Below are 12194 nucleotides of genomic sequence, written 5' to 3'. Positions count from 1 at the left end.
GCAGCATCCAAAACAAGACCCCTTGCCATCACGCCCATTTTTTGGAAGTGGCGAGTCTACCTTCACATGCGGTAAACCCGTTACCTATTGAAGCCAATTCAAACCACAAAACAAATTGTTTCTTCTGTTTCTTTGGGGCGCCAATTAGTCCGAACTTGTATCACCGAAATGACACGCGGCACTCTTATGATCGCCGGCAGATAAACAGATCACGGATCGGCATCGCAATCGCGGTCCAGAGGGAGATCGCCCGCACAGGCATTTATCTTCTCCTCTTGTTGCCTTTCTACACAGTGACTGTTTCTTCAGGTCAGCGCGTCCCGTCTGTTGAAGGGCCCGCAGACTTTTCATTGACTTTGCGTACCAAACATCGCAACTACAGGAGAAGCAATAATGTCAGTCGATATGTTCATGAAGGTCGAAGGCGCCAGCGGTGAGTCGCAAGACTCCAACCACAAGGGCTGGACTGACATCAACTCGTTCACCTGGGGTGCCACCCAGCCGAACTCCATGGCCAGCGGCGGTGGTGCCGGCGCCGGCAAGGTCACCTTCCATGACCTGAACATCGTGGCCTCCATCGACAAGTGCTATCCGGCCGTGCTCAAGCACTGCTCCACCGGCAAGCACTTGGGCCAAGTGGAAATCTCGCTTTGCAAGGCCGGCGGCACGCAAATCGAATTCGGCAAGATCACCCTGACCGACGTGATGGTGACCAGCGTGACCGTCAGCGGCACCGACGGCAGCGACTCTGTCCTGGTGAACTATGCCTTTCAGGCAGCCAAGGTCAAGACCCAGTACTGGGAACAAACCAACCAAGGCGGCAAGGGTGCGGAAAGCCAAATGGGCTTCAACATCAAGGAAAACAAGGAAGCCTAATACGCTTCTTGACCAACAAAAAAAGCCACATTCGTGTGGCTTTTTTTATGGCTTGCTTTTTTCTTCGACGATCCATTATTCGGAGTCGAACCCAACTTATCGTAGGCTATATCCATACACGCCTGACCGTTATAAATTGCGCCCCGAACGAAAGTCAAAGACGCAAATCAGAACCAACCGCCAGCGGTTTAGATGCCCCTGGCAATGGGACATTCGCTCCATAGCCATCGAGGGCCAGTTCACTCCCACTCGATCATCAATAGGTCTCGCTAACCCGCATGGTTAAAGGGATCTGGCGGTTTTAATGAACTCTATACCGTCGCTTTTACCGTCACCTTCACCTTCTCGGTGAAACGCTGCGCAACGGCGCACCACTGTACTACTGAGCCTTCTCCAGCCTACGGCTTTCGGAAAATTCTTTACCTCAGCCCCTCGAGGGATCTCTCCCGCGGATTCAATGACACACGGATTGCCAGCACGCCGGCAGCAAAGATTGATGCAGCGCACCACGCGCGCCGTGAAGCGCCTGCGATTTGACCCTCAGCATCGTCAATTCTTCTTGGCGCATACCCATGCCATCAAGCGCAGCCAGTGCGGACGCCAGGTCATCGTGAACACCACCATCAAGGCCGAGGCTGCAAGGGCCATCACCCACACCAGCAAGGCCATCAAAGCGTGATCCACCCACAAGCACAGCGCCAGCGCTGCCAGCGCTGCCAGCGTGCCGAGCGCGCCCAGCGCGCGCAGCCGCCAAACCGCTGCGCGAGACGATGCATCGCGGCGCACCTGCGCCCAGTGCATGTCCATGGCCAGTGCCAACTAAGCCATGCCTTCCCCATTCAACGCCAGCGCAGCCGCCAGCAATGCAGCTTCACGTATGAACCGCCTCCGCGCGCTGGGCCTGCGCAGTGGCTTCGCTGCGCGCCTTGAGCTTGCGCGCCGCCAGCATGGCCGCCGCCGCGCTCGCCAGCAGGAACGGGTCCACGCCGGCCACCGGCCAGTAACGTTCGCCCAGCGTCTTGACGAGGTTGTCGCCCGTGGGCACCGAGTTGAGCAGCACGGCGGTCACGGCCATCGTCGCCACGGCCCAGCATTGATCGCGCCACGCGAGGCTTATGCGGCCCTGCGCCATCGGCGCGCTGCGCACAAAGGCATGCAGCATCGCCATCACCCAGGCGCCCCAGAACAGGTACCGCTCCAGGTCGCCTGTGTTCTGCAAGCCCTGTAGCCACCCGGCCAACTGCGTCTCGGGCAACAGCCGGTTGGCAATCAGGATGGCGAGCGTGGCGATCAGCGCGTTGACGACCGACTGCGAGTCTTTGCCCTCGAGTTTGACCAGCATCACGTATCGCGTCTGTCGCTCGACCAACGTGGCGATCTGGCTGTTGCCGCTGCCGGACACCTTGTCACCCTCCCAATGGCCAGGCACCGCCCGATCTTCGACAGATGCGGGGCGCTCGCAGATCGATACGGCATCCGCGATCTGCCCATCCGTCTTCGACAAGATGGTCTGGATAGAAGTATGAGGTCAAACAAATAGATGGCCAATCTGGTGAAGCATCCAGCCTTCCTTCCAGCGCTCCCACATCAATGTCTTCTGGGCGTCCGTGAAGTAGGTTCGTGTCCGATACTTCATATGCAACACTCCTTCTGCCTCTGCAGCGGTTAGTGTGTTGCATCGACCAGTTGAATCCGCCACTGGTTGCGGCCTGCCACCCAGCCCAAAGATTGGCCGCTTTAAGCCACCAAGCGGTCGCATGCCAAAGCACTACATACGGCCGTCAGTCCTTAGCAAGTCACATTTATCGCGTCATGCCGTACGGCGTTAGGTGGCTCTGATTTTCGTCCACGTCCAACGAACGTCCGACGAACGGAAACGCGCGCTGCCGGCATTCGATGCGTTCGCAGACCTTGCAACCCATGCCAATCGGGGTAGCCGCCGTCGGGTCTCGCAGATCCAGTCCGCGAGCGTAGACCAGCCGGGAAGCATGGCGAACGTCACACCCCAGACCGATGGAAAAGATGCGCTGTGGCGAGCCGTACGCGCCTTCATTGCTCGTCACGGTTCGTGCAATCCAAAGGTAGCAGCGGCCATCGGGCATGGAGGCCAACTGGGGCAGCATGCGGCCCGGCTGCGCAAAGGCTTCATAGACATTCCAAAGCGGGCAGGTGCCGCCTGTGCGGCTGAAGTGGAAGTGCGTTGCAGACTGCCGTTTGGAGATGTTGCCGGCTCGGTCGACCCGAACAAAAAAGAACGGGACGCCCGGGGCGCCCGGACGCTGCAAGGTGCTGAGCCGGTGGCAGACCGTCTCGAAGCCGACGGCGAACTGTTTTCCCAGCAGATCGATGTCGTAGCGAAGCCGCTCGGCTTCGCCGAGAAACTGTCCGTACGGCAGCAGCATCGCGCCAGCGAAGTAGTTGGCCAGACCAACGCGTGCCAACTTTTTGGAAGGCGCATCGTGCAGCAACGCGTGGCCAGAGACGAGAGAGTCGATCGCGCCTGCCTGCTCAATGAGTGCCAGTTGCGTCACGAGCTGAAAAACCTGTTGGGCCGGGTCAAGTGCCGCCGACACGCGCAACGTACGGTGCGCGGGGTCGTACTGCCGCTTGCCACCAAATTCGTCGGACAGCTGAATCACGCGCACCTTATGACGCTGAAGCAGGCGCTGCACCAGCCAGTCGGCCAAGAGTGCGCCGCGCACACCCGCTTCAGCGGCCAATGCCTCGGCGTTCCGGTCGATTTCTTCAAAGTGGTTCTGATGCGCAAAAAAGAAGTCGCGCACCGCCTCGAAGGGCATAGCCCGTGCTGAAGTGATGTCCGAACGGTCGTCGCCCATGCGCACCGCGATCGTCTCGAGATGCTCCTGCACCTCGAGGCTGCGCCGATGCAGGGCAATCAACGCGCGTCCCAACGCGGGCATCTGCGACGCCACCTCCTTGAGTTCTGGAAGCGATACCGGTTCAGTCGCATCGGCCAGCGCTTCACGCATGCCGGCGATCAGACGCGCTTCCTCGTCCTCCGAGAACTCTTGGATGTTGATGCCAAGCGCTCTGTCGATCTTCAACAGGACGGCCACGGTGAGTGGCCGCTGGTTCTGCTCCAACTGGTTCAGGTAGCTGGGGGAAAGCCCAAGCGCATTGGCCATAGCGGTTTGGGACATCCCGCGCTCGGCGCGCAGCTTGCGCAGTCGTACCCCCATGAACGTTTTCTTCATTGTGTTGACAGGCCGAGCTCGCTCAACTTCGCAAAATTCGCAATTTTGCTGAATTTCGTTCGCAAGTCTTTGCCCTTTCAGTCCTTCTGTGAAGCGCATTTTCTGCGTAAATTGCGAAACATGACAACACCCGCCGGAACCACTGAACTGCGCGAACTGGTGCTGCCGTTGCAAGCCAATCACCACAACACGCTCTTCGCCGGGCAAGGGCTGCAATTGATGGCCAAGGCGGCCTTTCTGGCAGCACGCGGGCTGGCGCAGAAGGAGGTCGTGATGGCCAGCGTGACCCATGTGGACTTTCTTTCGCCGGTGCCGGTGGGTTACCAGCTCATCCTGCGCGGCTGGATCAGCCGCATCGGCCGCAGTTCGATGACTGTTTGCGTGACCGGCATCGCCGACAAGCCGGGCATCCCGGCGGAAGAAGTCCTCAAGGGCGTGTTCGAGATGGTGGCAGTCGATGCCTCCGGTCGCCCGGCCCCTATTGATCGCTCTTATCTGGACAAGGAAACAGCATGACCACCACGACCGAAACCACCGCACCTGCCTTCAAACCCAAGAAGTCCGTCGCTCTCTCCGGCGTCACCGCCGGCAATACCGCGCTGTGCACCGTGGGCCGCTCTGGCAACGACCTGCACTACCGTGGGTACGACATTCTGGACGTCGCCGCGGTCTGCGAGTTCGAGGAAATCGCCCACTTGCTGGTGCATGGCAAACTGCCGACGCGCGCCGAACTCGCCGCCTACAAGGCCAAGCTGAAGGCGATGCGCGGCGTGCCGGCCAGCGTGAAGCGGGCGTTGGAGCAGATCCCCGCCAACGCCCACCCTATGGACGTGATGCGCACCGGCGTCTCTGCTCTGGGCTGCACCTTGCCCGAGAAGGACGACCACGGCACGCCCGGCGCGCGCGACATTGCCGACCGGTTGATGGCATCACTGGGCTCAATGCTTCTGTATTGGTATCACTGGTCTTCGCAGGGCAAGCGCATCGAACTGGAAACCGACGACGACTCCATCGGCGCGCATTTCCTGCACCTGCTGCACGGCAAGAAGCCCAGTGCCGAGTGGGAGCGCGCCATGCACACCTCGCTGAACCTCTATGCCGAACACGAATTCAACGCATCGACCTTCGCCGCGCGTGTGATCGCAGGCACCGGCAGCGACATGCACTCGGCGATCGCCGGTGCCATCGGTGCACTGCGCGGCCCCAAGCATGGCGGTGCGAACGAGGTGGCCTTCGAGATCCAGAAGCGCTATGACAACCCGGCCGAGGCCGAGGTCGACATCCGCCGCCGCGTCGAGGCGAAGGAGGTCGTGATTGGCTTCGGCCACCCGGTCTACACGGTGAGCGATCCGCGCAACGTGGTCATCAAGGGTGTGGCCAAGCGCCTGTCCGACGGGGCGGGCACCACCAAGATGTATGACATCGCCGAGCGGCTGGAATCGGTCATGTGGGAAGTCAAGAAGATGTTCCCGAACCTGGACTGGTTCAGCGCGGTGAGCTATCACATGATGGGCGTGCCGACGGCCATGTTCACACCGCTGTTCGTGATCGCGCGCACCAGCGGTTGGGCCGCGCATGTGATCGAACAGCGCGCGGACAACAAGATCATTCGCCCCAGTGCCAACTACACCGGCCCAGAGGATTTGAAGTTTCTGCCGATCGAAGAACGCCACTGAGCAATTCAATGCACATGCTCATGCCCCACGAAGAATTTCGCAAACCGCTGTCCGGCACCGCACTGGACTACATCGACGCCCGCGCCGCCGTCGACGCGCTGCAGGCCGGTGCTTGGGCGCGGCTGCCGTATACAGCACGCGTGCATGCCGAGAACCTGGTCCGGCGCTGCGACGCCGCCATCCTGAACGACTGCCTGATGCAGCTCATCGAGCGCCGGCGTGATCGCGACTTTCCCTGGTTTCCCGTGCGCGTGGTGTGCCACGACATCCTGGGCCAGACGGCGCTGGTGGACCTGGCTGGCCTGCGCGACGCCATCGCGGCCGGAGGCGGCGACCCGGCGCAGGTGAACCCGGTGGTGCCGGTGCAACTCATCGTCGACCATTCTCTGGCCGTGGAGTGCGGCGGGTTCGATCCGCAGGCCTTCGAGAAGAATCGGGCCATCGAAGACCGGCGCAACGAGGACCGCTTTCACTTCATCGAGTGGACGAAGCGCGCCTTCGCCAACATGGAGGTGATTCCGGCGGGGAACGGGATCATGCATCAGATCAACCTGGAAAAGATGTCGCCGGTGGTTTACGTGCAGGACGGCCTGGCCTTCCCCGACACCTGCGTGGGCACAGACAGCCACACGCCCCACGTCGATGCACTGGGGGTGATCGCGGTGGGTGTAGGCGGCTTAGAGGCCGAGAACGTGATGCTGGGCCGCGCCTCGTGGATGCGGCTGCCCGACATCGTCGGCGTGGAGCTCACCGGCCGGCGCCAGCCGGGCATCACCGCCACCGACATCGTGCTGTCGCTCACCGAGTTCCTGCGCAAGGAAAAAGTGGTCGGTGCGTACCTGGAGTTCTTCGGCGAAGGCACGCAGGGCCTGACGATCGGCGACCGCGCCACCATCTCCAACATGTGCCCAGAGTACGGCGCCACCGCCGCGCTCTTCTACATCGACGAGCAGACGCTCACCTACTTGCGGCTCACGGGTCGTGAAGACACGCAGGTCGCGTTGGTCGAGACCTACGCGAAAACGGCCGGCTTCTGGGGCGATGCGCTGAAGACGGCGGTCTACGAGCGCGTGCTGAGCTTCGACCTGTCGAGCGTCGTACGCAGCATGGCCGGCCCTTCCAATCCGCACCGCCGGCTGCCGACATCGCAACTGGCGGAGCGCAACATCGCGGTGGGCCTGGCCGATGCCCGGCAGCAGGAGGCCGCAGGCCTGATGCCCGATGGCGCGGTGATCATCGCGGCCATCACCTCTTGCACCAACACCTCGAACCCCCGCAACGTGATTGCCGCCGCGCTGCTCGCGCGCAACGCGAACCGATTGGGACTCAAGCGCAAACCGTGGGTCAAGTCGTCGCTGGCACCGGGGTCCAAGGCGGTGGAGCTGTACCTGCACGACGCCGGCCTGCTGCACGACCTGGAGCAGCTCGGCTTTGGCATCGTGGGCTTCGCGTGCACCACCTGCAACGGCATGTCCGGCGCGCTGGATTCGAAGATCCAGAACGAGATCATCGAGCGCGACCTGTACGCCACGGCGGTGCTTTCTGGCAACCGCAACTTCGACGGCCGAATCCACCCCTTTGCGAAGCAGGCCTTCCTCGCCTCGCCGCCGCTGGTGGTGGCCTACGCCATCGCGGGCACCATGCGCTTCGACATCGAGCGCGACGTGCTGGACGTCGTTGACGGCAAGGAGATCCGCCTGCACGACCTGTGGCCAAGCGACTCGGAAATCGACGCCATCGTCGCGGCGTCGGTGCGGCCCGAGATGTTCCGGAAGGTCTACGAACCCATGTTCGCGATTCATGCCGACAGCGGAGAAAAAGTGAGTCCGCAGTACGACTGGCGGCCGCAGTCGACCTACATTCGCCGCCCGCCTTACTGGGACAGCGAGGGCGTGGGGGCACTGGCGGCCGTGCCGCGCACACTGCGCGCCATGCGGCCGCTGGCCATCCTGCCCGACAACATCACGACGGACCATCTCTCGCCTTCCAACGCCATCCTCATGGACAGCGCCGCCGGCGAGTACCTGCACATGATGGGCCTGCCGGAAGAGGACTTCAACTCCTATGCCACGCATCGAGGCGACCACCTGACGGCGATGCGCGCCACCTTAGCTAACCCGCAACTCGTCAACGAAATGGCGGTGGTCGACGGAGTGCAGCAGAAGGGTTCCTTCACGCGCATCGAACCCGAGGGGCAAATCGTGCGAATGTGGGAAGCCATCGAAACCTATCTGAACCGCAGGCAGCCGTTGATCATCGTGGCCGGTGCCGACTACGGCCAGGGTTCGTCTCGCGACTGGGCTGCCAAAGGGGTGCGACTGGCGGGTGTGGAAACCGTGGTGGCCGAAGGCTTCGAGCGCATCCACCGAACCAACCTCCTGGGCATGGGCGTGCTGCCGCTTGAGTTCAAGCCCGCTACCACGCGCCTCACGCTGGGCCTGGACGGCACCGAGACCTTCGACGTCGTCGGCAAGCCCGCGCCGGGCGCCGACCTGACATTGGTCGTTCACCGCCGCAGCGGCGAGACCTTGCAAGTTCCGGTGGCCTGCCGCCTGGACACGGCGGAAGAAGTGTCGATCTACGAAGCCGGCGGCGTGCTGCAGCGTTTTGCGCAAGACTTCCTGGCCGCGAACAAGTCGGTCGCTTGAAGACAACCACCCTCCTCATCGCCATGGCATCTGCACCCCAAATTAAGATACCCGCCGTCTACATGCGTGGCGGCACCAGCAAGGGCGTGTTCTTTCGCCTGCAGGACCTGCCCGCAGCGGCGCGCCAGCCCGGTCCCGCGCGCGACGCGCTGCTGCTGCGCGTCATCGGCAGCCCCGATCCCTACGCCAAGCAGATTGATGGCATGGGCGCGGCCACCTCGTCCACCTCCAAGGCGGTCATCCTGTCGCGCTCCACGCGGCCGGACCACGATGTCGACTACCTCTTCGGCCAGGTTTCCATCGACAGTGCGTTCGTCGACTGGTCGGGCAACTGCGGCAACCTGTCGGCGGGGGTCGGGCCGTTCGCGATTGCGCAGGGCCTCGTCGAACCGGCGCGCATCCCGGAAAACGGCTCGTGCCTCGTTCGCATCTGGCAGGCCAACATCGGCAAGACCATCATCGCGCACGTGCCCATCACCGCTGGCCAGGTGCAGGAAACCGGCACCTTCGAACTCGATGGCGTGACCTTCCCAGCGGCCGAAGTGCCACTGGAGTTCATCGAGCCGGCCGACGAAGGGGACGGTGAAGGCAGTGGCGTGATGTTCCCGACGGGCAAAGTTGTCGAAGACCTCGACGTGCCGGGCGTGGGCACGTTGCGCGCCACGCTGATCAACGCGGGCATCCCCACCATCTTCGTCAACGCCGCCGACATCGCCTACACCGGCACCGAACTGCAGGACGCCATCAACAGCGACACCAATGCCATCGCCATGTTCGAGACCATCCGCGCGCACGGCGCGGTGAAGATGGGCTTGATCAATCACGTAGATGAAGCGGCCAGGCGCCAGCACACGCCCAAGGTGGCTTTCGTTTCGCCGCCCAAGGACTACACGGCGTCCAGCGGCAAGGCAGTGGCCGCTGCGGACATCGACCTGTTGGTGCGCGCGCTGTCGATGGGCAAGCTGCACCACGCCATGATGGGCACCGCAGCCGTGGCCATCGGCACGGCCGCCGCCATACCCGGCACGCTGGTGAACCTCGCGGCCGGCGGCGGCGAGCGCCAGGCCGTGCGCTTCGGTCATCCCTCGGGAACGCTGCGTGTGGGCGCCGAGGCGAGCAAGGTCGACGGCGAATGGGTGGTCACCAAGGCCTTGATGAGCCGCAGCGCCCGCGTATTGATGGAAGGCTGGGTACGTATTCCCGGCGACAGTTTCTGATCGGAATTTCTCGAATGTCCACCCGCAAGCAACTCAAGTCCTTCGCCGAGGCTCGCCGCGGCCTGATCGTTCCCGGCGCATTCAATGCGCTGTCCGCAAAGGTCGTCGAAGACCTGGGCTTCAAGGCGATCTACATTACCGGCGCCGGTGTCACCAACATGTGGTTTGGCATGCCTGACCAGGGCTTCATGGGCCTATCGGACATCGCCGATCACACAGCGCGCATCCGCGACGCGGTCAGCGTGCCGCTGATCGTCGATGCCGACACCGGCTTCGGCAATGCACTGAACGTGCGGCACACCGTCCGCACGCTCGAACGTGCCGGCGCCGACTGCATCCAGTTCGAGGACCAAGTGGCGCCGAAGCGCTGCGGCCATTTCTCGGGCAAGGAAGTGATCTCCACAGAAGAGGCCGTCAGCAAGATCAAGGCAGCCGTCGATGCGCGCCAAGATGCTGATCTCCTGATAATGGCTCGCACCGACGCGGCCGCCACGCACGGGTTCGAAGCCGCTGTCGAACGGGCGCAAAAATTCGCCGAGGCCGGTGCGGACATCCTCTTCGTTGAGGCCGTGACCACTCCCGATGAGATTCGCGCGCTGCCCCGGCGTCTGGTCAAGCCGCAATTGATGAACATGGTGATCGGCGGCAAGACGCCTATCTTCAATGCCACGGACCTGGGTGAGCTGGGCTATGGCATCGTGCTGTATGCCAATGCCGCGCTACAGGGTGCGGTGGCCGGCATGCAGAAGGCACTGACCGTGCTGCGCGACGAGAAGGAAGTGCAGGAATCCAGCGGACTGGTGGCGACCTTTGCCGAGCGCCAACGCCTGGTCAACAAGCCGGAGTGGGACGCGCTGGAGAAGCGCTACACGTGATGCGGCCTCCTGTGGAAGGTCGCGGGGCGGCACGGCCGTGTCACAGGGCCGGGGCCTGCCCCTTGTCGACAAGACCGCCTGATTGCCGTGCGAGTTCGACAAAGGCCTTCAGGTAATTGATGTCGGTGTCCGCTTCCCGCGCGCCCAGGAAGATCTGCTTGGCGATGCCGCGCGGGCCCAGCCGCACGGGAACGATGTCCATCTTCTGGGCATACTCCTCGACCAGCCAGCGTGGCAGTGCAGCCACCGCGCGGTCGCTCGCGACCATCTGCAACATGATGTCGGTGGTCTCGATCGCCTTGTGGCGCCTGGGCGCCACGCCGGCGGGCATGAGAAACATGTTGTAGATGTCCAGCCGGTCGGTGGCGACCGGATACGTCACCAGCACCTCCTGCGTTAGCTGTGCGGGCTTCACGTAAGGCACGTTGGCCAGGCGGTGGCCGCGCGGCACCACGAGCACCTGCTCATAGTCGAACACGGGTTCGTAGCGCAGACCGGGCTTGTAGAGCGGGTCGGGGGTGACCAGCAGGTCTATCTCGTAACCGAAGAGCGCGCCAATGCCGCCAAACTGGAATTTCTGCTTCACGTCGACGTCCACGTCGGGCCAGCTCGCCAGGTAGGGCGACACCACCTTCAGCAGCCATTGGTAGCAGGGGTGGCATTCCATGCCGATACGCAGCGACCCGCGCTCGCCCTGCGCAAACTGGCGCAAGCGTTCCTCGGCCAGATCCAGCTGCGGGAGCACCCGGTTGGCCACCGCCAGCAGGTACTGGCCCGCCTGCGTCAGCCGCAGGCTGCGCCCTTCGCGTTGCCAGATTTCGGTGCCCATCTGGGCTTCCAGCTTGCGGATCGAGTGGCTCAGCGCCGACTGCGTCAGGTGCAGCACCTCGGCGGCAGCGGTGAGTGAGCCTTGCTTGTCCACTTCTTGGACGATGGAAAGATGAGCGCGCTCCAGCATGGCAAATGAGTGAGATTCATGGATGCGTGAATTAAAACCATTTTACTTCACGGTTCGTCGATCCTACGATTCAACCTTTCCGTGATTACTGGACGTTTGAGAAACCCTGATCGCCACACAAAGATGACACGTCCACTTCGCGTAGTAGCAGTTTCCGGCGGACTTCAACGTCCCTCCAAAGCCGTGGCCCTTTCGGAGCACGTGCTGGATCTGATCGCCGACTTGATTCCGTGCGAGCAACGCTTGGTCGAGCTGGGCCAGCTCGCACCGCACTTTGCGGGCGCGGTCTGGCGCTCCCAGTTGCCCGACGCGGTGGAGTGCGAACTTGCCGCGGTCGAGCAAGCCGACGTCCTGGTGGTGGCCACACCGGTCTACCGTGGCTCCTACACGGGACTGTTCAAGCACTTCTTTGACTTCATTCACCAGGACGCCTTGATCGACAAGCCGGTCTTGCTGGCTGCCACCGGCGGCAGCGAGCGCCATGCCTTGGTGATCGACCACCAGTTGCGGCCGCTGTTCAGCTTCTTTCAGGCGCGCACGTTGCCGTTGGGCGTGTACGCGACCGACCAGGATTTCTCGGACTACCGGCTGCAGAGCAAGGCTTTGATTCAGAGAACCCAACTTGCAGTCCAACGCGCTTTGCCGCTGCTCGAATTGACACACCTTGCACGATCGGCCCCCGCAGAGGAAGTGGTCGAAACCTGAAACAAGCAGCGGTCTTCAAATCAA

Annotated in this window: 10 protein-coding genes and 1 pseudogene; 7 read left to right on the top strand and 4 right to left on the bottom strand. The window is 62.6% G+C overall.

The annotated features are described in order from the left end of the window. The first annotated feature begins 393 nt into the window (after positions 1-393). Positions 394-876, top strand: a complete 483-nt coding sequence (locus tag AVKW3434_RS14160; RefSeq protein ID WP_272563871.1) for an Hcp family type VI secretion system effector — start codon at positions 394-396, stop codon at positions 874-876. 549 nt (positions 877-1425) lie between these two features. Here the strand turns inward: AVKW3434_RS14160 and AVKW3434_RS14155 are convergent. From AVKW3434_RS14155 to AVKW3434_RS14145, 3 genes and pseudogenes are all read right to left on the bottom strand, one after another. Further along, on the bottom strand, positions 1426-1683 hold the full coding sequence (locus AVKW3434_RS14155; protein WP_284406360.1) for a DUF3325 family protein: 258 nt from the start codon (positions 1681-1683) through the stop codon (positions 1426-1428). 481 nt (positions 1684-2164) lie between these two features. Next, a pseudogene (locus AVKW3434_RS14150) lies at positions 2165-2374 on the bottom strand (transposase); the annotation flags it as partial. A gap of 304 nt (positions 2375-2678) precedes the next feature. After that, a complete protein-coding gene (locus AVKW3434_RS14145; RefSeq protein ID WP_284406359.1) occupies positions 2679-4091 on the bottom strand; it encodes a short-chain fatty acyl-CoA regulator family protein in 1413 nt (470 codons plus the stop codon). Between the two features lie 120 nt (positions 4092-4211). On the opposite strand from AVKW3434_RS14145, the gene AVKW3434_RS14140 reads away from it, so the two are divergent. The 5 genes from AVKW3434_RS14140 to AVKW3434_RS14120 are packed head-to-tail and all read left to right on the top strand — an operon-like array spanning position 4212 to position 10507. Continuing rightward, positions 4212-4607, top strand: a complete 396-nt coding sequence (locus tag AVKW3434_RS14140; protein WP_284406430.1) for an acyl-CoA thioesterase — start codon at positions 4212-4214, stop codon at positions 4605-4607. Next, on the top strand, positions 4604-5767 hold the full coding sequence (gene prpC / locus AVKW3434_RS14135) for a bifunctional 2-methylcitrate synthase/citrate synthase (RefSeq protein ID WP_284406358.1): 1164 nt from the start codon (positions 4604-4606) through the stop codon (positions 5765-5767). The genes AVKW3434_RS14140 and prpC overlap by 4 nt, the downstream gene beginning before the upstream one ends. A 20-nt stretch (positions 5768-5787) precedes the next feature. Continuing rightward, positions 5788-8415, top strand: coding sequence for a Fe/S-dependent 2-methylisocitrate dehydratase AcnD (acnD, locus tag AVKW3434_RS14130; RefSeq protein ID WP_284406357.1), 2628 nt, complete (start codon positions 5788-5790; stop codon positions 8413-8415). A 23-nt stretch (positions 8416-8438) separates the two neighbouring features. Beyond that, on the top strand, positions 8439-9632 hold the full coding sequence (prpF, locus tag AVKW3434_RS14125; RefSeq protein ID WP_284406356.1) for a 2-methylaconitate cis-trans isomerase PrpF: 1194 nt from the start codon (positions 8439-8441) through the stop codon (positions 9630-9632). 14 nt (positions 9633-9646) lie between these two features. Beyond that, positions 9647-10507 (top strand): isocitrate lyase/PEP mutase family protein, encoded by an 861-nt coding sequence (locus AVKW3434_RS14120; protein WP_284406355.1) that lies wholly within the window; start codon positions 9647-9649, stop codon positions 10505-10507. Between the two features lie 40 nt (positions 10508-10547). Here the strand turns inward: AVKW3434_RS14120 and AVKW3434_RS14115 are convergent, their stop codons facing one another. Further along, positions 10548-11465, bottom strand: a complete 918-nt coding sequence (locus AVKW3434_RS14115; RefSeq protein ID WP_284406354.1) for a LysR family transcriptional regulator — start codon at positions 11463-11465, stop codon at positions 10548-10550. Positions 11466-11588: 123 nt separating this feature from the next. Between AVKW3434_RS14115 and msuE the strand changes: the two genes are divergently transcribed. Next, complete coding sequence (gene msuE / locus AVKW3434_RS14110) at positions 11589-12170, top strand: FMN reductase (protein ID WP_284406353.1); 582 nt, start codon at positions 11589-11591, stop codon at positions 12168-12170. Positions 12171-12194 lie beyond the last annotated feature (24 nt).

Source organism: Acidovorax sp. SUPP3434, from assembly GCF_030159015.1.
GTDB lineage: Bacteria > Pseudomonadota > Gammaproteobacteria > Burkholderiales > Burkholderiaceae_C > Paracidovorax.
This window is presented reverse-complemented; position numbering and strand designations above follow the sequence as displayed.